Origin of the sequence: Pseudomonas sp. Tn43 (assembly GCF_014192635.1) — a bacterium.
Classification (GTDB): domain Bacteria; phylum Pseudomonadota; class Gammaproteobacteria; order Pseudomonadales; family Pseudomonadaceae; genus Aquipseudomonas.
The window spans coordinates 226737-250748 of sequence record NZ_JACHYG010000006.1 but is presented as its reverse complement, the minus strand read 5'-3'; the positions used below and the strand labels follow the sequence as shown (position 1 = coordinate 250748).

Genomic DNA, 24012 nt, shown 5'->3' with positions numbered 1-24012 from the left:
TTAACCATGATTTCACGCTGGACCACCGCAGTACTGGACACCGATCAACCCGGCGGCTGGGCCGTGGCGCGCAGCCCTGAAGGTTTTTTGTTCGATGACAATGGCGCGCTGTTTCCGCGCGAATGGCTCAAGCGCCAGGACCTGTCGATTCTCGGCGAGCATGGCATTGGTCTTCTGGATGGCGAACCGGTCTACTTGCTGGAGCTGCGTAGTCACAGCGACGTGCCAGGCTGTAACTGGAAAGGCTTGCGAGCGTTCATGCTCGAGGACGATCACACCGTCTACAAGGTGCTTGGCTACGCGGCGCAAATCGGTACATGGGCCCGTGAACACCGTTTTTGTGGCAATTGCGGGCAGGTGATGAACCAGGTGCCCCGTGAGCGAGCGATGTACTGTGAACCTTGTGATATTCGCCACTATCCGCGCATTTCACCGAGCATGATTGTGCTGGTGACCCGTGGCGACGAGGTTCTGCTGGCTCGCTCGCCGCGTTTTGTCACCGGGGTCTACAGCACGCTGGCGGGGTTTGCCGAGCCGGGTGAATCGGCCGAGGATTGCCTGATTCGCGAGGTCCGCGAAGAGGTGCAGATCGAGGTCAAGAACATCCAGTACATGGGCAGTCAGTGCTGGCCGTTCCCGCATTCGATGATGCTCGGTTTTCATGCCGAGTACGCCGGTGGCGAGATTGTCTGTCAGGAGGACGAGATCGAAGACGCCCAGTGGTTCAACGTGCATGAGCTGCCGCCGTTGCCGGCGTCGCGCTCGATTGCCCGTTACCTCATCGACGTCTATGTGGCGCGGCGCTTAGGCCACGCTGAACCAGTGCTGCCAGGCTAACCGGACGGTCAGGCCGAGCACCACGGTGATGAACACAGGGCGAATGAATTTCGCACCGCCGCTGATGGCGGTGCGCGCGCCGAAGAAGGCGCCGACCATCACCGACAGGCCCATGCTCAGGCCGATGATCCAGTCCACCTGCCCGGAAAAGATGAACACCGACAGCGCCGCGATGTTGCTGACGAAGTTCATGCTGCGTGCCACGCCGCTGGCCTTGACCAGGTCGATGGGGTAGAGCAGCAGGCTGCTGACGGTCCAGAACGCCCCCGTTCCCGGACCGGCCACACCGTCGTAGAAGCCGAGGCTGAAGCCCTGGCTCGACTGCCACTTCTTCTTGATCGGTGCGTCGCTGTCCAGTGGCGCCTTTGGTGTGCCGCCGAACAACAGGTACAGACCGCAGGCGAACACGATCACCGGCAGCATCTTGTTCAGCCATTCCGCCGGCAGGTAATGAGCGACCACGGCACCGGTGAGTGCGCCCACCAGCGTGCCGACAATGGCGTGCATCCATTGCCTTGGATGAAACAGCTTGCGCCGGTAGAAGGTGAAACTGGCGGTGGCCGAGCCGAAGGTCGAACTGAGTTTGTTGGTGCCCAGTACCAAGTGCGGCGGCAGGCCGGCGGTCAGCAGCGCCGGGGTGGTCAACAGACCGCCACCGCCAGCGATGGCATCGATAAAACCGGCAATGAAAGCGACGAGAGCCAGAACGGCCAGGGTAGTGAGGTCAACGCTGAGTTCGAAAGGCATGGAATCGGCTTATTCGGCAGGGCGCAGAAGATGGGCTGCGGGGAAGGCCGGTATCTTACCCATAAAGTTATCCTGATACAGCCGATCGTTCCCACGCCTTACGTGGGAATGCCGGTATGTGCGCTTCGGATGTGGCGCGGAGCGTCATGGGATGCATTCCCACGCGGAGCGTGGGAACGATCATCGAGGTGAGGTGAAGTTACAGACCCAGATCGGACAAGCCCGGGTGATCATCCGGTCGGCGACCCAGCGGCCAGTGGAACTTGCGGTCGCTTTCCTTGATCGGCATATCGTTGATGCAGGCGTAACGGTTGAACATCAAGCCGTTCTCGTCGAACTCCCAGTTCTCGTTACCGTAGGAACGGAACCAGTTGCCCGAATCGTCATGCCATTCGTAGGCATAACGCACGGCGATACGGTTGTCGCCATGGGCCCAAAGCTCCTTGATCAGCCGGTAGTCCAATTCCTTGGCCCATTTACGGGTCAGAAAGCTTTTGGCTTCTTCGCGGTTGTGAGCGAACTCGGCGCGATTACGCCATTGTGTGTCCAGGGTATAGGCCAGCGACACCCGTTCCGGGTCGCGGGAGTTCCAGCCATCTTCGGCCAAGCGAACTTTTTCGATGGCCGATTCCCGGGTAAAGGGTGGCAATGGCGGACGAACTTCGGCAGTAGACATATCAAGTCTCCCTATCAAATTAATGTTCCAGCAAGTTGTCGGCTTATTTAAAGTGTTACAGGTCCAATAACTTTCGCGCCATGCATTGCGCATTATCGGCGGCACTGTGATCACCCATCACAAGCGCTACGGTAATGGCACCGTCGATCAGGATCAGCAGCTGTCTGGCCAGCGTCTCCGGGTCTGTAGCGCCATGTTCGGTACAGAGCTCGCACAGGTAGTCGAGCAGTTTCTGTTTGTGGTCTTTGGCAACCAGGCGAACCGGGTCTTGGGCATCGCCGGTTTCGCCGCTGGTGTTAATGAAGGCGCAACCGCGAAAGCCTTCGGAATCGAACCAGGTCCTGAGCACGGTAAACAGGTTGAGCAGCCGCTCGGCCGGGGTTTTTGCCTTGCCGACTTCCGTTCGGTACCACTGCATCCAGCGCACATCACGGCGTTGCAGGGCCGCGACGGTAAGCTCCTCCTTGTTGGCGAAGTAGCGGTAAATACTTTTTCTGGAAACGCCGGCGGTTTTCACCAGAAGATCCATGCCAGTGGCCGCGATGCCACTTTTGTAGATCAACTTTTCGGTGACATCCAGAATGATGTCGCGTGTGTCGTTGCTAGTGATTTCGTTCATGTAGCGAACAGTAGAATGATCGTTCTCCTTGGTCAAGAAGTTATTTGTGGTGGTTGTCAGATTGTCTTCGCGGGCAAGCCTCGCTCCTACAGGGGAATGCAATCAACCGCAGAACGAGGCTTGCCCGCGAAGAGGCCATTACAGACAGTAACAAGACCCAAACCCATCCATGGTGTAAGCTCTCGGGTTCTTCGGATTCGACCCTTTGCGAGCCCTATGCCGTCGCTTTTCAAACGCTCTCTGCTGCCTAAACTGCGCAGTTTTCCGCTGACCGCCGATGCCGTCACCATCCTCTCCGGCGCTGCCGAATTCCGTCGTTGCCTGCTGGAGCAAATCGCTCAGGCAACCCGGCGCATCTATATCGTCGCGCTGTACCTGCAACAGGATGAGGCCGGGCAGGAAATTCTCGATGCCCTGCATGCCGCCAAACTGGCGCGCCCGGAACTGGACGTGGTGGTGGTCGTGGACTGGTTGCGCGCCCAGCGCGGTTTGATCGGTGCCGGCAAGCAGCCGGGCAACGCGGCCTGGTATCAGGAGATGACCCGGACCCACGAAAGCGTTGTGCCGGTGTACGGCGTACCGGTGCAGACTCGCGAGCTGTTCGGCGTGCTGCATTTGAAGGGCTTCGTGATCGATGATTGCGTGCTCTACAGCGGCGCGAGCCTGAACAATGTTTACCTGCATAAATTCGGCAAGTACCGCTTCGATCGTTATCACTTATTGCAGAATCAGGCGCTGGCCGATTCGATGCAGCACCTGATTCAGCACGGCCTGATCGCCTCCCAAGCGGTGCATCGCCTAGACCTGCCGAACCTGCCGACCACCCGCAGCTTGCGTCACGACATTGGCGATTTGCGCAGCCGTTTAAAGCATGCGGCATACGACACCACGGCAGGCAGCACGGTGAAGGGCGGTTTATCGGTCAGTCCATTGCTCGGTGTGGGCAAGAACAACCCGTTGAGTCGGGTGATTTGCGAGCTGATTGCCAGCACCCAGCATCAGCTGACCATCTGCACGCCGTACTTCAACCTGCCGCTGGCCGTAACCCGGGAAATCAACCGGGCGCTGGCGCGGGGGGTGAAGATCGACATCATCGTCGGCGACAAAACCGCCAACGATTTCTACATCCCGCCCAGCGAACCGTTCAAGGTGATCGCGGCGCTGCCCTACCTTTACGAAATCAGCCTGCGGCGCTTCGCCAAACGCCATCAGCGCAGCATCGACAGTGGCAGGCTGAACCTGCATTTGTGGAAAGATGATGACAACACCTATCACCTGAAGGGCATGTGGATCGATCAGCGCTACACCTTGCTGACCGGCAACAACCTCAACCCGCGTGCATTCCGTCTCGACCTGGAAAACGCGTTGCTGATCGATGATCCGAAAGGCGAATTACTGGCGCCGCGTGACAAAGAGCTGGCGGAGATTTTCCTGCACACCCGCCGCATCGAGCGGTATCAGGATCTGGAAACGCTGCCGGATTATCCGGCGGGGGTGGCCAAGTTTCTCAAGCGTGTGAGCCGGGTACGGATCGAGCGGTTGTTGTATCGGATTTTGTAGGTCCCCGCACGGCGAGGCAGGTGTGGTGCCTGTGCGTTAATATGCTCACCACTCAAACAACAAGGCTCGCCTCGGTCAATGTCGGAAAAAGACACCATCGCCGTTCAACTGGTGCGTGAAGCGCTGTTGCAAAGTTGCGCCCCGGGCGCTGCCACCGCAGAGGTGTTGAATAAGGTCGGCATCGATCCTGCGCTGCTGCAAACCAGCGACGCCCGTGTTCCGGCCACTGCTTATGCACGGCTGTGGCGCTTGCTGGCCCGGCGCGGGGACGATGAATTCTTTGGCATGGACCCGCGCAAACTCAAGTCCGGCAGTCTGGAGTTTCTGTGTCGCTGCTCCATGGCTCAGCCGACCCTGTCCGCCGCGCTGACCTCGGGCTTGAGCTTTCTGTCGTTGATGCTCGAGCGCTTGCCCGCGCAATTGGTGCGCCAGCAAAGCCTGGCGGAAATCGTCCTGCTGGAGGACGACGAAGACCCGCGCCGTGCCTTCACCTACTTCACTTACTGGATGATCGTACACGGCGTGGCCTGCTGGCTGGCGGGGCGGCGGATACCGATCCTGGCCATCGAGTTGCGCTGCCCGGCGCCGGATTTTTGCGATGACTATCGGGTGATGTTCTCCGAGAACCTGCGGTTCGACCGGCCGCGCACGCGGATGATTTTCTCGGCTGACTGCCTGGATTTGCCGATCAAGCGCAGCCCTGAAGAACTGAAGCGATTCCTCGCTCATGCGCCAGCGAATATCCTGGTCAAGTACCGCGATCCCGAGAGCCTGGCCAGCCGAATCAAATACAATTTGCGGCAATTGCCCGCCGAGCACTGGCCGGAAACCGAGGCGCTGGCGCAGCGATTGTGCATGTCCGCCTCGACCCTGCGCCGCCGCCTGGCCGAAGAGGGCCAGACTTATCAAGGGCTCAAAGACAGTGTGCGCAAGGAGCTGGCGATCGTCTGGCTGGCCGAGCCTGCCATCAGCTTCGCCGAAATCGCCACCCGTTTGGGGTTTGCCGACACCAGCTCGTTCTACAAGGCCTTTCGCAAGTGGTCGGGGTCCAATCCTGGGCATTATCGGAGTTTGATTCTTAACGAATCCACTTGACGGAATTCGCTCCCGTAGGAGCTGCCGAAGGCTGCGATCTTTTGATCTTGATTTTGTGCGGCTCTCGATACAGCCAGAAGATCAAAATCAAAAGATCGCAGCCTTCGGCAGCTCCTACAGGGATCACCTACAGGCGCCACATCCCTTGAACCTTGGCCAAACCAGTCACCCAACTTGATAGCTTTGACCATTGTCCCGCGCCCCGCGCAGAGCGAGTATTTCCCTGTTGTTTACGGTTCCCCCAACCTAATAAAAACACACAGGGATTCTGGCAATGCGCGATTACTTGTCTGCTACGTCACAGTTCAATTATCAGCACACCGTCGATGCCGCGCTCTCCGGGTCGTTAAGCGCGCTCAATGCCTGCGTCGAGTGTTGCGACCGGCATGCCTTGCCGGGACGCATCGCGTTGTTCTGGGAAGGTCGCGATGGCAGCAGCGCGACTTACACGTTCAGTGACTTGCAGGACAAAGCTGCGCGGTTTGCCAATTTCCTGCTGGCCCAAGGCGTGAAGAAGGGCGATAAAGTCGCCGGCCTCCTGCCCCGCAACATTGAATTACTGATCACCGTGTTCGCCACCTGGCGCATCGGCGCGGTCTATCAGCCGCTGTTTACCGCCTTCGGCCCGAAAGCCATCGAACATCGCCTCAACAGCTCTGGCGCCGCAGTCGTGGTAACCGATGCCGTCAATCGCCCGAAGCTCGCTGAAGTCGCCGACTGCCCGACCATCGTCACGGTTGGCGGCCCGAAAGGCCAAGGTATTGTTCGGGGTGATTTCAGTTTCTGGGCCGAACTGGCCAACTACTCAAGCGTCTGCGAACCGGTATTGCTGACCGGCGAAGACCCGTTCCTGCTGATGTTCACCTCGGGCACCACCGGGCCGTCGAAAGCGCTGTCGGTGCCGCTCAAGGCGATCGTCGCGTTCCAGAGTTACACCCGTGACGCGGTGGACCTGCGCCCCGAAGACGCGTTCTGGAACGTCGCCGATCCGGGCTGGGCCTACGGCATCTATTTCGGCGTCACCGGGCCGATGGCGATGGGGCACCCGATTACCTTTTACGATGGCCCGTTCACCCTCGAAAGCACCTGCCGGGTGATCAACAAATACGGGATCACCAACCTCACCGGTTCGCCGACGGCCTATCGCTTGCTGATTGCCGGTGGCGATGAATTCTCTCGCTCGATCAAGGGCAAGTTGCGCATCGTCAGCAGCGCCGGCGAACCGCTGAACCCGGAAGTGATTCGCTGGTTCGCCGATAACCTCGGTGTGGTGATCCACGACCATTACGGCCAGACCGAATTGGGCATGGTTCTGTGCAATCACCATGGCCTCGAGCATCCGGTACACGTCGGCGCTGCCGGTTTCGCCTCGCCGGGCCATCGCGTGGTAGTGCTCGACGACGAATACAAAGAATTGGGCGTCGGTCAGCCAGGCATTCTGGCCATCGACCGGACCCAGTCGCCGATGTGCTGGTTTGGCGGTTACGAAGGCGTGCCAACCAAAGCCTTTGTCGGTAACTATTACCTGAGCGGCGACACCGTCGAATGGAATCCTGACGGCAGCATCAGCTTCGTCGGCCGCAGCGACGACGTGATCACCACCTCCGGCTACCGCGTCGGCCCGTTCGACGTGGAAAGCGCGTTGGTCGAACACCCGGCGGTGGTCGAAGCGGCGGTGGTCGGCAAGCCCGATCCGGAGCGCACTGAGCTGGTGAAAGCCTTCGTCGTGCTCAGCCCGCATTACCGTGGCGAACCTGCACTGGCCGAAGAGCTGCGCCAACACGTGCGCAAGCGTCTGGCGGCGCACGCGTACCCCCGTGAAATCGAATTTGTCAGCGAGTTGCCGAAAACCCCAAGCGGCAAATTGCAGCGCTTTATCTTGCGCAACCAGGAAATCGCCAAGGCTCAAGAGGCCGCCGCGAAGAACGTTTCAGCTTGAACCCAAGGAAACAATGATGCAGATCGAAAACAAGGTTTTCCTCGTCACCGGCGGTGCATCCGGCCTCGGGGCCGCCACCGCTGAAATGCTGATCGCCGCCGGCGCCAAGGTAATGCTGGTGGACATGAACGCCGAAGCCGTCGCGGCGCAGGCTGCACGACTGGGCGCGCAAAGCGTGGTGGCCGACATCAGCAATGAAGCGGCTGCGCAAGCGGCGGTGCAGGCGACGGTCAAAGCGTTTGGTGGCCTCAATGGGCTGGTCAATTGCGCCGGTATCGTGCGTGGCGAGAAAATCCTCGGCAAGAACGGTCCGCATGCACTGGACAGTTTCAGCCAGGTGATCAACGTCAACCTGATCGGCAGTTTCAACATGCTGCGTCTGGCGGCGGCGGCGATTGCCGACACCGAAGCCGATGAAGATGGCGAGCGTGGTGTGATCATCAACACCGCCTCGGCGGCGGCCTTCGACGGCCAGATCGGTCAGGCCGCGTATTCGGCTTCGAAAGGTGCGATCGTCAGCCTGACCTTGCCCGCCGCCCGTGAACTGGCGCGCTTCGGCATCCGCGTGATGACCATCGCTCCCGGCATTTTCGAAACGCCGATGATGGCCGGCATGACCCCGGAAGTTCGCCAGTCTCTGGCCGCAGGTGTGCCATTCCCGCCGCGTCTGGGCAAGCCGGGCGAGTACGCCGCGCTGGTCAGGCATATCATAGAAAACAGCATGCTCAACGGCGAGGTGATCCGTCTCGACGGTGCCTTGCGCATGGCCGCCAAATAAGGAGGATTTGTCATGACACTTTCCAACGACCCGATTGTTATTGTCAGCGCCGTCCGTACCCCGATGGGCGGTTTTCAGGGCGAATTGAAGAGCCTGACCGCACCGCAGTTGGGTGCCGCAGCGATTCGTGCGGCCGTCGAACGCGCCGGTATCGCCCCTGAAGCCGTAGAAGAAGTGCTGTTCGGCTGCGTGCTCTCCGCCGGCCTCGGCCAGGCGCCAGCGCGGCAAGCGGCGCTGGGTGCCGGGCTGGATAAATCGACCCGTTGCACGACACTGAACAAGATGTGCGGCTCGGGCATGGAAGCCACGATTCTGGCTCACGACAAGCTGATCGCCGGAAGTGCCGATGTGGTCGTCGCCGGGGGCATGGAAAGCATGTCCAACGCGCCATACCTGCTGGACCGCGCCCGCAGCGGTTACCGCATGGGCCATGGCCGGGTACTCGATCACATGTTCCTCGACGGCCTCGAAGACGCGTACGACAAGGGGCGCCTGATGGGCACCTTCGCCGAGGATTGCGCTGAAACCAATGGCTTTACCCGCGAAGCTCAGGACGCGTTTGCCGTCGCTTCGACCACCCGCGCTCAACAGGCGATCAAGGACGGCAGTTTCACCGCCGAGATCGTGCCGCTTACCGTGACCGTCGGCAAAGAGCAGGTGCTGATCAGCCACGACGAACAACCGCCAAAAGCCAAACTGGACAAGATCGCCTCGCTGAAACCGGCGTTCCGCGACGGTGGCACCGTGACCGCGGCGAACTCCAGTTCGATTTCCGACGGCGCGGCGGCATTGGTGTTGATGCGCCGTTCAGAAGCCGAGAAACAAGGCCTGAAACCGCTGGCCGTGATTCACGGTCATGCCGCGTTTGCCGACACACCGGGGCTGTTCCCGGTGGCACCGGTGGGCGCGATCAATAAGCTGATGAAGAAAACCGGCTGGTCTCTGGACGAAGTCGAATTGTTTGAAGTCAATGAAGCCTTCGCTGTGGTCAGCCTGGTGACCATGACCAGGCTGGAAATCCCCCACGAGAAGATCAACGTCCACGGCGGTGCCTGCGCGTTGGGTCACCCGATTGGTGCATCCGGTGCGCGGATCCTCGTGACTTTGCTCTCGGCCTTGCGCCAGAAAGGTTTGAAACGCGGTGTTGCAGCGATCTGCATCGGCGGCGGCGAAGCCACGGCCATGGCTGTGGAATGCCTGTATTAAGGGCTGACGCCAATCCTTGTGGGAGCGGGCTTGCCCGCGATGACGGTTTTACAGGCGCCAAGGATGTTGCCTGACAGATCGCTATCGCGGGCAAGCCCGCTCCCACAGGTCCTGTGTTTCAACTGACAGGCATTTTGTACGAAGGCAAATTTTTAAGGACTTGGCATGATTCCCAATGACGAACAACTTCAGATCAGCGACGCGGCCCGGCAGTTTGCCCAGGAACGGCTGAAACCGTTCGCCGCCGAATGGGACCGCGAACACCGCTTCCCCAAGGAGGCCATCGGCGAGATGGCCGACCTGGGCTTCTTCGGCATGCTGGTGCCGGAGCAGTGGGGCGGTTGCGACACCGGTTACCTGGCGTACGCCATGGCGCTGGAAGAAATTGCTGCGGGTGATGGCGCCTGCTCGACCATCATGAGCGTGCACAACTCGGTGGGTTGCGTGCCGATCCTCAAGTTCGGCAACGACGAGCAGAAAGAGCGCTTCCTCAAGCCACTGGCCAGCGGCGCGATGCTCGGTGCGTTTGCCCTGACCGAACCGCAAGCCGGTTCTGATGCCAGCAGCTTGAAAACCCGGGCTCGGCTGGACGGCGATCACTACGTGCTCAACGGCTGCAAGCAGTTCATCACTTCCGGGCAAAACGCCGGGGTGGTGATTGTGTTTGCAGTGACTGACCCGAGTGCCGGCAAGCGCGGCATCACGGCGCTGATCGTGCCGACCGATTCACCGGGTTATAAAGTCGCGCGAGTCGAAGACAAGCTCGGTCAGCACGCCTCAGACACCTGCCAGATCCTCTTCGAGGGTGTGAAAGTCCCGGTGGCCAATCGACTGGGCGAGGAGGGCGAAGGCTACAAGATCGCCCTGGCCAACCTCGAAGGCGGTCGTGTCGGCATCGCCTCGCAATCGGTGGGCATGGCCCGCGCCGCATTTGAAGCGGCCCGCGACTATGCTCGTGAACGCGAGAGCTTCGGCAAGCCGATCATCGAACACCAGGCGGTGGCCTTCCGGTTAGCGGACATGGCCACCCAGATCGCCGTCGCCCGGCAGATGGTGCATTACGCGGCGGCGTTGCGCGACAGCGGTAAACCGGCGCTGGTCGAAGCGTCCATGGCCAAGCTGTTCGCTTCGGAAATGGCCGAGAAGGTTTGCTCGTCGGCGTTGCAAACCCTTGGCGGTTACGGTTACCTGAACGACTTCCCGCTGGAGCGGATCTACCGCGACGTGCGGGTATGCCAGATCTATGAAGGCACCAGCGATATTCAGCGCATGGTCATTTCGCGCAATCTTTGAGAAGGAGTCCACCTATGAGCTACGAAACGATTTTGCTGGAAACCCACGGCCGCGTCGGCCTGATTACCCTCAACCGTCCGCAAGCCTTGAATGCGTTGAATGCGCAAATTGTCAGCGAACTGAACCACGCCCTTGATGGGATGGAAGCCGATTCGAACATCGGTTGCATCGTGCTGACCGGCTCGAAAAAAGCCTTCGCCGCCGGTGCCGACATCAAGGAAATGGCGGAGCTTACGTATCCGCAGATCTACCTCGATGACCTGTTCAGCGACAGCGATCGCGTGGCCAACCGCCGCAAGCCGATCATCGCTGCGGTCAGCGGTTTCGCTTTGGGCGGTGGTTGTGAACTGGCGTTGATGTGCGACTTCATCCTGGCGGGCGACAACGCCAAGTTCGGTCAGCCGGAAATCAACCTCGGCGTGTTGCCGGGCATGGGCGGCACCCAGCGCCTGACCCGTGCGGTGGGCAAGGCCAAGGCCATGGAAATGTGCCTGAGCGGTCGTTTGATCGATGCGGTGGAAGCGGAACGTTGCGGCATTGTTGCGCGCATCGTGCCGGCGGACGAGTTATTGGAAGAAGCGCTGAAAGTCGCGGCACTGATTGCCAGGAAGTCGCTGCCGATTGCGATGATGGTCAAGGAAAGCGTCAATCGCGCCTTTGAAGTCAGCCTGTCGGAAGGCGTGCGCTTTGAGCGCCGGGTGTTCCATGCGGCGTTTGCCACGCAGGATCAGAAGGAAGGGATGGCGGCGTTTATTGCCAAGCGTGAGGCCGAGTTTCAAGGCAAGTAATACAACGTTCTGATTGACGCCATCGCGAGCAGGCTCGCTCCCACAAGGGATCTCATGAACACTGGAGATCCACTGTGGGAGCGAGCCTGCTCGCGATGCTTTCACCGATCATTCCCACGCTCTGCGTGGGAACGATCTTCTTAGACCAGGTAGTGCTTGAGTTCCCGGGCAATCACCATCCGCTGTATCTCGCTCGACCCTTCATAAATCTGCGTGATCCGCGCATCCCGGTAGTAACGCTCCACCGGGTAGTCTTCCAGGTAGCCATACCCGCCATGAATCTGTATCGCCGAGGAGCAAACCTTCTCGGCCATTTCCGAGGCAAACAGCTTGGCCTGTGAAGCCTCCGACAGACACGGTTTGCCAGCACTGCGCAACCGTGCGGCATGCAGGATCAGCAAGCGCGCCGCGTTCAAGCGGGTGTGCATGTCGGCCAGCATGTTGGCGATGCTTTGGTGCTCGATGATCGGCTTGTCGAACTGCACCCGATCCCGCGCATAAACCAGCGCCGCTTCGAACGCTGCCCGGGCGATGCCCAAGGCTTGCGCGGCGATGCCGATGCGGCCGCCTTCGAGGTTGGAGAGGGCGATGGCCAGGCCTTTGCCACGTTCGCCCAGCAAATTAGCTTGGGGAACCGTGCAATTGTTCAGGGTCACGGCGCAGGTGTCGGAAGCGCGGATGCCCATCTTGTGTTCACTGCGATCGACAATGAAACCCGCGGTTTCGGTCGGCACAAGAAACGCCGAAATGCCGCGCTTGCCCAGCTCCGGATCGGTCACGGCAAACACAATCGCCAGTTTCGCCCGTTTGCCGTTGCTGACGAATTGCTTGGCGCCGTTGATCACCCACTGGCCGTCGCGCAATTCGGCGCGGGTACGCAGGTTATGCGCCTCGGACCCGGCCTGGGGTTCGGTAAGGCAGAAGCAGCCGATGGCCTGGCCGCTGGCGAGATCCGGCAGCCATTGCTGTTTTTGCTCTTCGGTGCCGTAGTTGAGCACCGGCCCGCAGCCCACGGAATTGTGGATGCTCATCAGCGCGCCGGTGGCGCCGTCACCGGCGGAAATCTCTTCCACCGCCAAGGCGTAGGCGACGTAGTCGACATAAGTACCGCCCCATTCCTCGGGCACCACCATGCCCAGCAGACCCAGTTCACCCATCTTCGCCACCAGACCGTCATCGATCCAGCCGGCCTTTTCCCAGGCTTGTGCGTGGGGCGCGATTTCGCCGCGGGCAAAATCCCGGGCCATGTCGCGGATCATGACTTGCTCTTCGCTCAATTCGATATCGTGCATGGCTCAGCTCCAGCTTGGGTCGAACCCGGTGAAAAAACTCGCCACGTGCCCGGCGTCCAGCGCCTGCAGAGTCGGCGGATTCCAGCGCGGGTTCTTGTCTTTATCGATCAACAAGGCGCGCACGCCTTCAATCAGATCGCCGCGTTCGAACCACTGGCGATCCAGATGCAACTCGAGGGCGAAGCACTGTTCCAGGCTCAACTGCCGACCCCGTCGCAGCATTTCCAAAGTCACGCCCATGGCCAGCGGCGAACGGCTTTCGAGCAGGTCGGCGGTGGCCGTGGCCCACTCATGAGTGTCGGCGACGGTCACTGCACGCAGTTGTTCCACCATACTCGGCACATCGGGCAGGGCGAAGAAGTGATCGATGGCCGGCCGCAACGCCGCCAGGGGCGCTACCGGTAATTGCTGCACGGCGAGTTTGGCCAGCACGCCTTGCAGGTCCTTGAGTGGCGTGTCGTGCCATTGGAGGTGATCAAGTTGCTCGTCCAGCGCGCTCAGGCTGGCGCTTTCCAGATACCAGTCGGCCAGGCCGCAATAGAGCGCATCGGCGGCACGAATCTGCACGCCGCTGACCCCCAGATAAATGCCCAGCTCACCGGGGATGCGCGGCAGGAAGTAGCTGCCGCCAACGTCCGGGAAATAACCGATGGCCACTTCCGGCATCGCCAGGCGACTGCGTTCGGTGACCACCCGCAAATCGGCGCCTTGCACCAGGCCCATGCCACCGCCCAGCACAAAGCCGTCCATCAAGGCCAGGACCGGTTTGCGATAGTGATGGAGGGCAAGGTCGAGGGCGTACTCTTCGACGAAGAAGTCCTCGTGCAGGGTATCGCCGTTTTTGAAACTGTCGTACAGCGAACGAATATCGCCGCCGGCACAGAAAGCTTTCTCACCTGCGCCGCGCAACACCACTGCGTTTACCTGCGGATCTTCGGCCCATGCATCCAGGTGCTGTTGCAGGCTGCGAACCATGTCCAGGGTAATGGCGTTGAGGCCGGCGGGGCGATTGAGGGTGAGGTGACCGATGTGATTGCGAACCTCGGCCAACACCTCGTTTTGCGTGGCATCCATGGACTGTGTGGTCGGGGATGAAACTTGAGCAGTCATCACTAACTCCCTGCTTTTATTGTTCTTTATAGAGGCTCGCGCGCGAGCGATGCTGGATCGTATCAGTGCAAATTTGTGATGTACAACCGGGATACGTGCAGGTGCTGTTTGCATTTTTGTGATGTCGGGCGCGAATGTATTCCTCAAAACGCACAGGTACGGGCGCTCACGACCGATTCGGCTGTGAAAACCACCTTATCAGCGTAATAGGGGGGTCTGCATCGGTCCTAACGACACCTGCCGCCGAGCTTCTGTTGGCATTCTGGACGCGGGTTTGAAACCTTGTGTCGAGGGGTTTCGGCCAGGTGCCGGTCTGTAACAAGCACCTTGTGCAAAACAATAAGAACGCTGTTGCGGTGTGAACCGCATCGACTCTCTGTTCCTGCCCATAAAGGTGGCCTGGTTAGCCCGGCCGCGATAATTCCAAATAAATCGGGATTCAAGAAGATGAAGACTAGATGGCTGAGCGTATCGCTACTGGCATTGCTGTGCTGTTCCACGGTTGCCAGCGCCAAGGAGTGGAAAGAGCTGCGATTCGGCGTCAACCCCAGTTACCCGCCTTTTGAATCCACCACCGCCGATGGCGGCGTGCAGGGGTTTGGCGTGGACTTGGGCAATGCAATCTGTGCCGAGCTTAAGTTGAAGTGCGTGTGGATCAGTAATGACTTCGATGGGTTGATCCCAGCCCTGAAGGCAGGAAAGTTCGACGCCATCGAGTCCTCGATGACCGTCACCGATGCGCGCAAAAAACAAATCGACTTTACCAATCGCCTGTATGCCGGGCCGACCGCCATCGTCACCCGCAAGGACTCCGGCCTGTTGCCCACAGCCGAATCGCTGCGAGGCAAGACCATCGGTTACATGCAGGGCACCATCCAGGAAACCTACGCCAAGGCCAAATTGGGACCGGGCGGGGTGAAATTGCGCGCTTATCAGAACCAGGACCAGGTTTACGCCGACCTGGTTTTCGGGCGTCTCGATGCGTCGATCCAGGACAAGCTGCAAGCGCAGATGAGCTTTCTGATGTCTCCCCAAGGGGCGGATTTCCAGAACAGCGAAGGCATCAGCGACCCGTTGGTGCCTTCGGAAATCGCCATCGGCATCCGCAAGGACAACGAAGAGCTCAAAGGCATGCTCAATGCCGCCATCAAGGCCCTGCATGAAAAGGGCATCTACGCACAGATCCAGCAGAAGCATTTCGGCGATCTGGACCTCTACAACAACTGATCCTCGCGCCCCGAGCGCTGCGCCCTGACAACAGGCGCAGCGCTTGCAAACGGGCGCCTCAAGACAGGTGACTGGCGTGAATTCCTTTCTGAATCTGATCGGGGTCGATCTTTCGTCCCTGCAAGGCTATGGCCCTTTGTTGCTGCATGGCACCTGGGTCACTCTCAAATTATCGGCGCTGTCGCTGCTGGTGAGCATGGCCTTGGGGCTGCTCGGCGCGGCGGCCAAGCTGTCGCCGCTGAAACTGTTGAACCTGCCCGCGACCTTCTACACGACCCTGATTCGCGGGGTGCCTGACCTGGTGCTGATGCTGCTGATTTTCTACAGCTTGCAGGGCTGGCTGAGCAGCCTGACCGAAGCGATGAACTGGCCTTACATGGAAATCGATCCGTTTGTGGCCGGGGTCATCACTCTGGGCTTCATCTACGGCGCGTATTTCACCGAGACTTTTCGCGGGGCAATCATGAGCGTGCCGCGCGGCCAGCAGGAAGCCGCCGCGTGCTTTGGTCTGAACCGCTGGCAGCGGTTTCGCTTCGTGGTGTTCCCGCAAATGATGCGGTTCGCCTTGCCGAGCCTGGGCAACAACTGGCTGGTATTGCTCAAGGCCACGGCGCTGGTGTCGATCATCGGTTTGTCGGACCTGGTCAAAGTCGCGCAGGAAGCCGGTAAAAGTACCTTCAACATGCTCGATTTCCTGCTGCTGGCGGGGGCGCTGTACCTGCTGATCACCAGCGCGTCGAACTACGTCTTGCGAGTGCTCGAGCGGCGTTATAACCAGGGCGTTCGGGGGATGGCGCGATGATCGAGTTGATTGCCGAATACTGGAAACCCTTTCTGTTCAGCGACGGCTACAGCCTCACCGGCTTGGCAATGACCTTGTGGCTGCTGGTGGCGAGCATCGTGATGGGGTTCTTCCTGTCGTTGCCAATGGCGATTATGCGCACTTCGCGCTGGGGCCTGCTGCGCTGGCCGGTCCAGCTGTTCACGTATGTGTTTCGCGGCACACCGCTGTATATCCAGTTGCTGATTTGCTACAGCGGGATCTACGGCATCGCCGTGGTCCGCTCGCAACCGTTGCTCGAAGCGTTCTTTCGCGATGCGATGAACTGCACCTTGCTGGCGTTCACGCTCAACACCTGTGCCTACACCGTGGAAATCTTCGCCGGGGCGATCCGCAGCATTCCTTACGGGGAGATCGAAGCGGCCCATGCCTATGGCTTGAGCGGCTGGCGCCTGTACTTGCGGCTGATCCTGCCTTCGGCATTGCGCCGGGCGCTGCCGTATTACAGCAACGAAGTGATCCTGATGTTGCATGCCACGTCGGTGGCGTTCACCGCGACCATTCCCGACATTCTAAAAGTCGCCCGGGACGCCAATGCCGCGACCTTCATGACGTTTCAGGCCTTCGGTATTGCCGGCCTGCTGTACCTCGCACTGTCATTCGGCCTGGTCGGTGCGTTTCGTCTGGCGGAGAAGCGCTGGTTGAGCTTCCTCGGGCCGGCGCACTAATTCCTCTTTTCATCCAGAGCAGCGCCCAAGCACGCGCTGCTGGAGACTTACGCATGTACAAACTCACGGTTGAAAATCTGTATAAACGTTTTGGTGACAATGAAGTGCTCAAGGGCGTCTCGTTGAACGCACGGGCTGGCGATGTAGTGAGCATGATCGGTGCCAGCGGTTCGGGTAAAAGCACCATGCTGCGTTGCATCAATTTTCTGGAGCGGGCGGACGAAGGCGCGATTGTGCTGGACGGTGAGCGAGTCATCACTCGCCCAGGCGCAGGCGGCATGCGAGTCGCCAACCCGGCGCAGTTGCAGCGCTTGCGCACACGCCTGGCGATGGTGTTCCAGCATTTCAATCTGTGGAGCCATCTGACCGTGCTGGAAAACATCATACTGGCGCCGTGTCGGGTGCTGGGTGTCAGCCGCAAGGCCGCCGAAGAGAGCGCGCGGGCGTATCTGGACAAGGTCGGTTTGCCACAACGGGTGGCCGATCAATACCCGGCGTTTCTGTCCGGCGGGCAACAACAGCGCGTGGCGATTGCCCGGGCGTTGGCCGTGGAACCGGAGATTCTGTTGTTCGACGAGCCGACCTCGGCCCTCGATCCGGAACTGGTGGGCGAGGTGTTGAAGGTGATTCAGGCGCTGGCCGAAGAAGGCCGGACCATGTTGATGGTGACCCATGAAATGGGCTTTGCCCGGCAAGTCTCCAGCCAGGTGCTGTTCCTGCATCAGGGGCGGGTCGAAGAGCAAGGTGATGCAACCATCCTCGACCAGCCAAAGAGTGAACGTTTACAGCAATTCCTATCGGGTCGTTTGAAGTGAGGCAAGACGTACATGGCGGATATCCGCGATCTGTCGATCGTGCTTGATCGTATCGATCAGGCAATTATCGAAGTGCTGCGCCACGAAGGGCGCATTACTTATCAAAAGCTTTCCGAGCGCGTACACCTCACGCCCAGGCCGTGCCTGGAGCGGGTGCGCAAACTCGAACAGCTCGGGGTTATCCGTGGTTACGGGGCTATTCTGGACGAAAAGAAACTGACGCCGGGCCTGTCGCTGCTGGTGTTGGTTGCACTGTCGAACCAAAGCGGGCGGGCAGCGCAAAAAGCTTTTGAGGCCAAGGTTCGTGGCTGTCCAGAGGTGCTGGAATGCCGTTTGATCAGCGGTGCGTTCGACTACAGCCTGCGCATGCGTTGCCGGGACATGGAGCATTATCGGGTGCTGACCGAAGTCTGGTTTGACGACCCGGAGTTGCACATCGACAAACTGGTCAGCCATCCGGAATTGGCGATGGTCAAGACCACCATGGGATAACCGCTGCTTCGTAGCAGCTGCCGAGCCCGCGAGGCTGCGTTCGAGGATGAAGTCCTCGTCAATCCGTGTACGCGATTTGTCTGACCCACCGCGTTGCATGGTTTGACGACGGCTGCGCCGCCGAACGCAGCCTCGCGGGCTCGGCAGCTGCTACAGGCCCTCGCCGAATCGGCTGGGCCAACCACTTTTTTCAGCCATTTTCATCACCATCAAAGCCCTTATCAACCGGGTTTTTCCGCCGCCGAAACAGACAATGAGCACCTCTCAACCCTCATTGAATCTGTGCCCATGCAAACCACCAATACCGTTTTGATGATTCGCCCGACACGTTTCTCGTTCAATCAGGACACGGCGGCAAACAACCGTTTCCAGCGCCCGGCCGATGTGTCCGAGGACGTGCAGCTCAAGGCCTTGCAAGAGTTCGATGGCTACGTCGCCGCGCTGCGCAGCCACGGCGTCGAAGTGCTGGTGCATAACGACCTCGAAGCCCCGCACACCCCCGATTCGATCTTTCCCAACAACTGGTGGAGCAGCCATCCTGACGGCACGTTGGTGCTGTACCCGATGCAAGGCCATAACCGGCGCCTGGAGCGCGATAAAGGGGTGCTCGACTGGCTGCGGGACGAGTACCACGTCGAGCAGTTGCTGGACCTTTCCAGCCTCGAACAGCAGGAAGTGTTCCTCGAAGGCACCGGCAGCATGGTGCTGGATCGACAGCAGCGGGTTTGTTACGCCGGCTATTCCACACGCACCCACGCTAGGGCGCTGGACCAACTGGTCGATCATTTGGGTTACGAGCTGTGCGCCTTCAACGCAGTGGACCGTCAGGGCGTGGCGATCTATCACACCAACGTGATGATGAGTGTCGGCACGCGGCTGGCGATTGCGTGCCTGGCCTCCGTCACCCATCCGGGCGAACGTCTGGCCCTGCGTAAACGTCTGGAAGATAGCGGTAAAGAAGTGATCGCGCTGGACTGGGCGCAGCTGGAATCGTTCGCCGGCAACATGCTGGAAGTCCACAACGCCGCGGGTGAATCCTTGTTGGTGATGTCGCGTACCGCCTGGCAATCGCTGAATGCTGGTCAGCGCCGTTTGATCGAATCACACAGCACGCCGCTGCCGGTGAATATCGACACCATTGAACGCATCGGCGGCGGCAGCGCCCGCTGCATGTTGGCCGAAGTGTACCTATCGAAACGTCAGTCCAAACCTGCCCAGGAGCCAATGCAATGATTGTCCGTCCCGCAACACCGGCAGATTTGCCGGCCCTGTTAGCCCTGGCCCATAGCGCCGGAACCGGTTTGACCACCTTGCCAGCCGATGCGGCGCGTTTGAGCCAACGCCTGGAATGGGCGGCGAAAACCTTTGCAGGCGAGGCCGAGCGCGGCGATGCCGATTACCTGTTCGTGCTGGAAAACGATCAGCAGCAAGCGGTCGGTATTTGCGCGTTGGCAGGCGCTGTCGGTTTGCGCGAGCCCTGGTACAACTATCGACTGGGCCTGTTTGTTGCCGCGTCGAAAAACCTCGGGATCAATCAGCAACTGCCGACGTTGTTCCTGGGCAATGACATGACCGGCCACTCGGAACTGTGTTCGCTGTTTTTGCATGCCGATCACCGCAGCGGTCTGAATGGTCGTTTGTTGTCGAAGGCACGTTTCCTGTTTCTGGCAGAGTTTCGCCAGCACTTCGGTGACAAGGTGATCGCGGAGATGCGGGGCTATTCGGACGAAGACGGCGTTTCACCGTTCTGGGAAGGTCTGGGGCGGCACTTCTTCAAGATGAATTTCGCTGACGCCGACTACCTCACAGGCCTTGGCAACAAAACCTTCATCGCTGAACTGATGCCCAAGTTTCCGCTGCCGACCTGCCTGTTGCCTGAGGCGGCGCGAGCGGTCATTGGGCGCGTGCACCCCAACACCGAACCGGCACTGGGCATGCTCAAGGCAGAAGGGTTCGAGCACCGGGATTACATCGACATCTTTGACGGCGGGCCGCTGATCGAATGCGCCACGGGCAACATCCGCGCGGTGCGCGACAGTCAGGTGCTGCAACTGAGCATCAGCACACCGGGAGAGCAGGCGGCGACGTACCTGATCCACAACCGCCAGTTTGCCGAATGCCGGATTACCGCTGCTCCTGCACGCGTTGCCGCCGGGACCTTGATCGTCGATGCGCAAACGGCGAAAACGTTGGGCTTGAGTGCCGGGTCGTCGGTGCGCGCGGTGAGCCTGGCAGTGCCGGCGCGCCAGCAGTCTGCTGCATAGTGAAACCCTGTGGCGAAATGCGACTGTAGCAGCTGCCGAGCCTGCGAGGCTGCGTTCGGCGGCGAAGCCGTCGTCAATCCTGTATACGCGGATCTCCTGAAACACCGCATAGCCTGACTTCACGACGGCTTCGCCGCCGAACGCAGCCTCGCAGGCTCGGCAGCTGCTACAAGGTGTCAGGTTCTGCTGCTCAGCACTTCACCAATACTACGGCGCTTGGCATGCAGCTCGCTGGCATGGATCAACTGCTCGAGGTCTTCGGGAGTGACGTCGTAGAAGGCCTCCATGTCGGCGAGGGCCAGTTTCAGATCCGCGGCCGTGATCGCCTGGCTGTCGGGTACCGGCATCATCGGCGCCGGTTCAGTGGGGCGTTTGGGATAACGAATGCGCGTCAGATTGTTGTACGCCAATGCGCTGAGCAGCATCGTCGAGGCACTGAGCATCACCGGGCCGAGGGCCTTCCACTCCAGGGCGATGGTCGCCGGGTCTGCCACCACCATAAGCAACGCCAAGGCACCGGCCGGCGGGTGCAAACAACGCAACCAACACATCAGAATCAGTGCCATGCCCGCCGCCAGGCAAGCGCTGCCGAGGGTGCGTCCGAGCACATGAGCGACCAGCAGCGAGACCACGCCCGCACACAGGTAGCCGCCAAGAATCGACCACGGCTGGGCAAGCGCGCCCGAGGACACGGCGAACAACAGCACCGCCGAAGCACCCAGTGGCCCGATCAGATGCAGCGCCACCTGCATGCCGAATACCTGACTGCAGACCCAGACGCTGAACATCGTGCCCAGTGACATGCCGATGGCGGCGCGGCTCCATTCTGAAGGGCGGGTGTTGATGGCGGCAGGTAACCAGCGAGCAAACATGAGGCAAACGGTCCGTATAAAAATCGAGGCAAAAAAAAGGCTTAGCTGGGATACCCAGAAAGCCCTTGAAGTAGTTCCAACTATTGGGGGAGGAACGGCGCACAGTGTGCCGATCATTCCTTATGCTGACAAATTCATATTAATGCTGTTTCAGTGCATTATTTTTGCAGTATTGCCACGCGCCGACCGCTCATGAAGCACAGTAAACCGCCCATCGCCGTCAATGCACTCAGCGCATAAAACATGGTGGGCGCGGGGGTGTGCAGCAGCAGATAACCACAGATCACCGGGCTCAGCGCCCCACCGAGGGCCGCGAGATTCTGCGCGCCGTAGTAACTGCCCCGCAGTGCTTCCGGGGCCAGGGTATCGACGAAGAGGAATTCAGCCGGGTAAATGATCATTTCGCCGAGCGTGAAGATGAACATCGCCACGCACCAGCTCACCAGGCTGTCAGCCAGGCTGAAACCGATCAACCCGAGGATGAACAGGCTGGTGCCGCCGGCAATCCAGTAACGCAGTTGTTCGCGCTTGAGAAACCGCCCGATCTGGTATTGCAGCAGGATCACGCTGATGGCGTTGCAAGCGAGCAGGGCGGCCATGGTTTCCAGGGCGCGTTGGGTGTCTTGGGTGACTAGCAGGTATTGCGACAAGTACAGGGTGAAACGACCGTGCACCACGGTGCTGAGCAGGCAGCCAAAGGTGAACATGATCAGCGTGCGGTCGTTCTTCAGGGTGATCAGGGTTTTGAGGAAACTCTGGGGCTGGCCGATGGCGGGTGTCTGGGTCGGGTCTTTGGGAATTCCACTCATCAGGAAAATACTGAAGAACGCGATGCCGCCGGCGATCAGGAACGGCGCCAGCGGCTGCACCCCGGCGATCACCACGCCGAGCATCGGGCCGGTGGCGTAGCCGATGTTGGTCAGGGTGTAGCGCAGCGAAAACGCCTTGGCGCGCTGGCCCACGGGCAGGTTTTCGCTGAGGATCGCCTTGGACCCGATCAAAAACAGTGCCGAGGCGGTTTCCGTGATCACCAGGGTGGCGGTGGTCAGGTAGAGGTTTTCGGCGAAGGTCAGCAACACGAAACCGATGGCGCTGGAGAGCATGGTCAGAATCAGTAGCCGACGTTTTTCAAGGCGGTCGATGATGTAACCACCGTAAAGTGCGAGCAGCGTGGCGATGAACACCGCGATGCCCAGCAACAGGCCGACGTCCTGTTGGTTGAGGCCGAGTTTGTTGCTCAGGAACAGCGTGAGCAACGGGCTGGTAATGGCGCGGCTGACGACGATGGTCAGGGAAACGATCATCAAGCGGCGAATAACGAGGGAGTAAGTGGCCACGGTGGGGCAAATGTCCTTATTTTAGATTCTGTAGTGTTCGCCGGGATATCGAGTCGCTGCTAATCGCGGGCAAGCCCGCTCCCACAGGTTTTGTGTCGATCATTTAATCGTGGCTCGACGCGAACCTTGTGGGAGCGGGCTTGCCCGCGATGAGGCCCGCACAGACAACGCCATACTCAAGTCAGCCACCTATCAAGCGCCCGAACCGACTCCAGTTCTTCAAGCTTCCATAACTGCTCAATCAATCCTTGCGCCCGCTGTCGCGGCATCACCCGTCCCGCCAGACTGAAGAACTTCTCCTCCAGCGCCTCATCACTCAGCGGATTGCCCGGCGCACCCAGCGGCACCTCGACGCACAGGCTCGCTTGCCGACCATCCACTGTCCGCACACTGACCACAGGCTCGCCATCCTCGGACAGTAGCGGGTCGACTTCAAGATGAATACACGACATCCAGTGAGCAATTCGCGGATGCTGGCGCTGTTCGTCATCGTAGGCTTCCAACCGGCAATGCCCATGGACCAGCCGGGCGGCGAGGGCATAACGCAAACTCATCTGCGCCGCTGGCAGGGTATTGATGTCCTGACCACCACACATGCCCTGAAGGAATGCGCACAACGAAACCTGAACGTCTTCGATCTGATGAACGTCAACCTGCAATTGGTCCAGCAACAGGCCCAATGCATCGATTGCCGAATGCGTCCCCCGGCATGCCGCGTAGGGTTTGATCGAGCAGCGGGCGAGTTTCCATACCTGGCCCAATCCGGCATCCAGTGCCTCGGGCACGGAGGTATCCGCCGCGAGGGTCTTGAGAAAACCGCCCCAGGCATCATCGAACAATTTTGTCGGCCCGGTGATGCCTTGTTGCGCGAACCGCGCCGCCAACAATCCACCTTCGGCAGCCCGACCGCTGTGGAGTTTTTTGCTTTGCGAGCCATCATGAATGAACGCCCAAAGACCGCCGCTGAAGCTGCCGGCAATGCCCAGCGCCGACAGTGTTTGCTGTGCATCCAGACCCAGAATCCGTGCACTGGCCGCCGCTGCGCCAAACACCCCGCACGTCGCCGTGGAATGCCAACCGGCGCCGTTGTGGGCCGAGTAACCGCCGCAGGCTTCGAGTACCCGACGGCTGATGTCGTAGCCGATCACCACGGCGGTAATCAATTCGCGGCCGCTCACGGGTTTTACCGATATCGAGAGTGCAGCCAGCACCGCCGGCAGCATCACTGCGCCGGAGTGATCGCAGCCACCGGTGTCGTCCAGCTCCAGGGCATGCGCGGCGATGCCATTGAGCAGGGCCGCCTGCGCCGCGCCGACGCGCTGATCGGTGCCCCAGACCAACGTGCTGCCGACCTCACCCTCAAAAACCTGACGTGCCTGCTTCGCCACCTCACTGCCAGCCCCGGCCAGGGTTACGCCGAAAGTGTCGAGGATGTGTCGCCTGGCTTGCGCAACCAACGCGGGAGGTAAATCTTCAAAACAAGTGTCCACACAAAACTGCGCCAATCGCTCCATCCGCATCACCCCACCGTAGGCGCTGCCGAAGGCTGCGATCTC

Annotated in this window: 23 protein-coding genes; 15 read left to right on the top strand and 8 right to left on the bottom strand. The window is 60.1% G+C overall.

Annotated elements, in window-relative coordinates; all coding sequences use genetic code 11:
• The first annotated feature begins 6 nt into the window (after positions 1-6).
• Complete coding sequence (nudC, locus tag FHW68_RS17685) at positions 7-837, top strand: NAD(+) diphosphatase (RefSeq protein ID WP_095631018.1); 831 nt, start codon at positions 7-9, stop codon at positions 835-837.
• On the opposite strand, the gene FHW68_RS17680 is transcribed toward nudC, so the two are convergent.
• The 3 genes from FHW68_RS17680 to FHW68_RS17670 form a co-directional block, all read right to left on the bottom strand.
• On the bottom strand, positions 805-1584 hold the full coding sequence (locus tag FHW68_RS17680) for a TSUP family transporter (RefSeq protein ID WP_095631017.1): 780 nt from the start codon (positions 1582-1584) through the stop codon (positions 805-807). The genes nudC and FHW68_RS17680 overlap by 33 nt on opposite strands.
• A gap of 199 nt (positions 1585-1783) precedes the next feature.
• Positions 1784-2260, bottom strand: coding sequence for a nuclear transport factor 2 family protein (locus FHW68_RS17675; RefSeq protein WP_183681829.1), 477 nt, complete (start codon positions 2258-2260; stop codon positions 1784-1786).
• A gap of 55 nt (positions 2261-2315) precedes the next feature.
• Positions 2316-2879 (bottom strand): TetR/AcrR family transcriptional regulator, encoded by a 564-nt coding sequence (locus tag FHW68_RS17670; RefSeq protein WP_095631015.1) that lies wholly within the window; start codon positions 2877-2879, stop codon positions 2316-2318.
• Positions 2880-3095: 216 nt separating this feature from the next.
• On the opposite strand from FHW68_RS17670, the gene pssA reads away from it, so the two are divergent.
• The 7 genes from pssA (at position 3096) to FHW68_RS17635 (ending at position 11538) form a co-directional block, all read left to right on the top strand.
• Positions 3096-4439, top strand: a complete 1344-nt coding sequence (pssA, locus tag FHW68_RS17665; RefSeq protein ID WP_183681826.1) for a CDP-diacylglycerol--serine O-phosphatidyltransferase — start codon at positions 3096-3098, stop codon at positions 4437-4439.
• Positions 4440-4517: 78 nt separating this feature from the next.
• Entirely contained in the window at positions 4518-5534 is a 1017-nt protein-coding gene (locus FHW68_RS17660; RefSeq protein ID WP_183681823.1) for an AraC family transcriptional regulator, read from the top strand.
• Between the two features lie 274 nt (positions 5535-5808).
• Positions 5809-7473 carry an AMP-binding protein gene (locus FHW68_RS17655; RefSeq protein WP_183681820.1) on the top strand — a complete coding sequence of 555 codons (1665 nt, stop codon included), beginning with the start codon at positions 5809-5811 and terminating at the stop codon, positions 7471-7473.
• 16 nt (positions 7474-7489) lie between these two features.
• The gene (locus tag FHW68_RS17650) at positions 7490-8251 is read left to right on the top strand and encodes an SDR family NAD(P)-dependent oxidoreductase (RefSeq protein WP_183681817.1); all 762 of its coding nucleotides are present in this window, start codon (positions 7490-7492) and stop codon (positions 8249-8251) included.
• A gap of 12 nt (positions 8252-8263) precedes the next feature.
• On the top strand, positions 8264-9457 hold the full coding sequence (locus FHW68_RS17645; RefSeq protein ID WP_095634010.1) for an acetyl-CoA C-acyltransferase: 1194 nt from the start codon (positions 8264-8266) through the stop codon (positions 9455-9457).
• Positions 9458-9622: 165 nt separating this feature from the next.
• A complete protein-coding gene (locus FHW68_RS17640) occupies positions 9623-10750 on the top strand; it encodes an acyl-CoA dehydrogenase (RefSeq protein WP_183681812.1) in 1128 nt (375 codons plus the stop codon).
• A gap of 14 nt (positions 10751-10764) precedes the next feature.
• The gene (locus FHW68_RS17635; RefSeq protein ID WP_183681809.1) at positions 10765-11538 is read left to right on the top strand and encodes an enoyl-CoA hydratase; all 774 of its coding nucleotides are present in this window, start codon (positions 10765-10767) and stop codon (positions 11536-11538) included.
• Positions 11539-11678: 140 nt separating this feature from the next.
• Here FHW68_RS17635 and FHW68_RS17630 read toward each other — a convergent pair whose 3' ends face one another.
• Positions 11679-12830: an acyl-CoA dehydrogenase family protein gene (locus FHW68_RS17630; protein ID WP_095634007.1), complete on the bottom strand. Its 1152-nt coding sequence runs from the start codon at positions 12828-12830 to the stop codon at positions 11679-11681.
• A gap of 3 nt (positions 12831-12833) precedes the next feature.
• Positions 12834-13940, bottom strand: a complete 1107-nt coding sequence (locus tag FHW68_RS17625; RefSeq protein WP_095634006.1) for an enoyl-CoA hydratase/isomerase family protein — start codon at positions 13938-13940, stop codon at positions 12834-12836.
• Positions 13941-14387: 447 nt separating this feature from the next.
• Between FHW68_RS17625 and FHW68_RS17620 the strand changes: the two genes are divergently transcribed.
• The 7 genes from FHW68_RS17620 to astA all read left to right on the top strand — a co-directional run bounded on the left by FHW68_RS17620 (position 14388) and on the right by astA (position 20247).
• Complete coding sequence (locus FHW68_RS17620; RefSeq protein WP_095634005.1) at positions 14388-15167, top strand: transporter substrate-binding domain-containing protein; 780 nt, start codon at positions 14388-14390, stop codon at positions 15165-15167.
• 76 nt (positions 15168-15243) lie between these two features.
• Complete coding sequence (locus FHW68_RS17615; RefSeq protein WP_095634004.1) at positions 15244-15969, top strand: ABC transporter permease; 726 nt, start codon at positions 15244-15246, stop codon at positions 15967-15969.
• On the top strand, positions 15966-16676 hold the full coding sequence (locus tag FHW68_RS17610; RefSeq protein WP_095634003.1) for an ABC transporter permease: 711 nt from the start codon (positions 15966-15968) through the stop codon (positions 16674-16676). The genes FHW68_RS17615 and FHW68_RS17610 overlap by 4 nt, the downstream gene beginning before the upstream one ends.
• A gap of 53 nt (positions 16677-16729) precedes the next feature.
• Positions 16730-17491 (top strand): ABC transporter ATP-binding protein, encoded by a 762-nt coding sequence (locus tag FHW68_RS17605; protein ID WP_007900193.1) that lies wholly within the window; start codon positions 16730-16732, stop codon positions 17489-17491.
• A gap of 12 nt (positions 17492-17503) precedes the next feature.
• Complete coding sequence (locus tag FHW68_RS17600; protein WP_095634002.1) at positions 17504-17983, top strand: Lrp/AsnC family transcriptional regulator; 480 nt, start codon at positions 17504-17506, stop codon at positions 17981-17983.
• Between the two features lie 288 nt (positions 17984-18271).
• On the top strand, positions 18272-19216 hold the full coding sequence (ctlX, locus tag FHW68_RS17595; RefSeq protein ID WP_095634001.1) for a citrulline utilization hydrolase CtlX: 945 nt from the start codon (positions 18272-18274) through the stop codon (positions 19214-19216).
• Complete coding sequence (gene astA / locus FHW68_RS17590; protein ID WP_183681806.1) at positions 19213-20247, top strand: arginine N-succinyltransferase; 1035 nt, start codon at positions 19213-19215, stop codon at positions 20245-20247. Before ctlX ends, astA begins: the two co-directional genes overlap by 4 nt.
• A 176-nt stretch (positions 20248-20423) precedes the next feature.
• Here the strand turns inward: astA and FHW68_RS17585 are convergent, their stop codons facing one another.
• From FHW68_RS17585 to FHW68_RS17575, 3 genes are all read right to left on the bottom strand, one after another.
• Entirely contained in the window at positions 20424-21119 is a 696-nt protein-coding gene (locus FHW68_RS17585) for an HPP family protein (RefSeq protein ID WP_183681803.1), read from the bottom strand.
• Between the two features lie 158 nt (positions 21120-21277).
• Positions 21278-22456 carry an MFS transporter gene (locus FHW68_RS17580; protein ID WP_183681800.1) on the bottom strand — a complete coding sequence of 393 codons (1179 nt, stop codon included), beginning with the start codon at positions 22454-22456 and terminating at the stop codon, positions 21278-21280.
• 176 nt (positions 22457-22632) lie between these two features.
• Positions 22633-23976 (bottom strand): MmgE/PrpD family protein, encoded by a 1344-nt coding sequence (locus FHW68_RS17575; protein WP_183682101.1) that lies wholly within the window; start codon positions 23974-23976, stop codon positions 22633-22635.
• Positions 23977-24012 lie beyond the last annotated feature (36 nt).

Bases quoted from the DNA above. Each gene is read 5' to 3' on its own strand.
- FHW68_RS17625 (WP_095634006.1), bottom strand. From the start codon at position 13,940: ATGACTGCTCAAGTTTCATCCCCGACCACACAGTCCATGGATGCCACG.
- FHW68_RS17640 (WP_183681812.1), top strand. From the start codon at position 9,623: ATGATTCCCAATGACGAACAACTTCAGATCAGCGACGCGGCCCGGCAG.
- FHW68_RS17600 (WP_095634002.1), top strand. From the start codon at position 17,504: ATGGCGGATATCCGCGATCTGTCGATCGTGCTTGATCGTATCGATCAG.
- FHW68_RS17585 (WP_183681803.1), bottom strand. From the start codon at position 21,119: ATGTTTGCTCGCTGGTTACCTGCCGCCATCAACACCCGCCCTTCAGAA.
- FHW68_RS17635 (WP_183681809.1), top strand. From the start codon at position 10,765: ATGAGCTACGAAACGATTTTGCTGGAAACCCACGGCCGCGTCGGCCTG.
- FHW68_RS17670 (WP_095631015.1), bottom strand. From the start codon at position 2,879: ATGAACGAAATCACTAGCAACGACACACGCGACATCATTCTGGATGTC.
- FHW68_RS17620 (WP_095634005.1), top strand. From the start codon at position 14,388: ATGAAGACTAGATGGCTGAGCGTATCGCTACTGGCATTGCTGTGCTGT.
- FHW68_RS17650 (WP_183681817.1), top strand. From the start codon at position 7,490: ATGCAGATCGAAAACAAGGTTTTCCTCGTCACCGGCGGTGCATCCGGC.
- FHW68_RS17655 (WP_183681820.1), top strand. From the start codon at position 5,809: ATGCGCGATTACTTGTCTGCTACGTCACAGTTCAATTATCAGCACACC.
- ctlX (WP_095634001.1), top strand. From the start codon at position 18,272: ATGCAAACCACCAATACCGTTTTGATGATTCGCCCGACACGTTTCTCG.
- nudC (WP_095631018.1), top strand. From the start codon at position 7: ATGATTTCACGCTGGACCACCGCAGTACTGGACACCGATCAACCCGGC.
- FHW68_RS17605 (WP_007900193.1), top strand. From the start codon at position 16,730: ATGTACAAACTCACGGTTGAAAATCTGTATAAACGTTTTGGTGACAAT.
- FHW68_RS17610 (WP_095634003.1), top strand. From the start codon at position 15,966: ATGATCGAGTTGATTGCCGAATACTGGAAACCCTTTCTGTTCAGCGAC.
- FHW68_RS17630 (WP_095634007.1), bottom strand. From the start codon at position 12,830: ATGCACGATATCGAATTGAGCGAAGAGCAAGTCATGATCCGCGACATG.
- astA (WP_183681806.1), top strand. From the start codon at position 19,213: ATGATTGTCCGTCCCGCAACACCGGCAGATTTGCCGGCCCTGTTAGCC.
- FHW68_RS17645 (WP_095634010.1), top strand. From the start codon at position 8,264: ATGACACTTTCCAACGACCCGATTGTTATTGTCAGCGCCGTCCGTACC.
- FHW68_RS17660 (WP_183681823.1), top strand. From the start codon at position 4,518: ATGTCGGAAAAAGACACCATCGCCGTTCAACTGGTGCGTGAAGCGCTG.
- FHW68_RS17575 (WP_183682101.1), bottom strand. From the start codon at position 23,976: ATGCGGATGGAGCGATTGGCGCAGTTTTGTGTGGACACTTGTTTTGAA.
- FHW68_RS17680 (WP_095631017.1), bottom strand. From the start codon at position 1,584: ATGCCTTTCGAACTCAGCGTTGACCTCACTACCCTGGCCGTTCTGGCT.
- pssA (WP_183681826.1), top strand. From the start codon at position 3,096: ATGCCGTCGCTTTTCAAACGCTCTCTGCTGCCTAAACTGCGCAGTTTT.
- FHW68_RS17675 (WP_183681829.1), bottom strand. From the start codon at position 2,260: ATGTCTACTGCCGAAGTTCGTCCGCCATTGCCACCCTTTACCCGGGAA.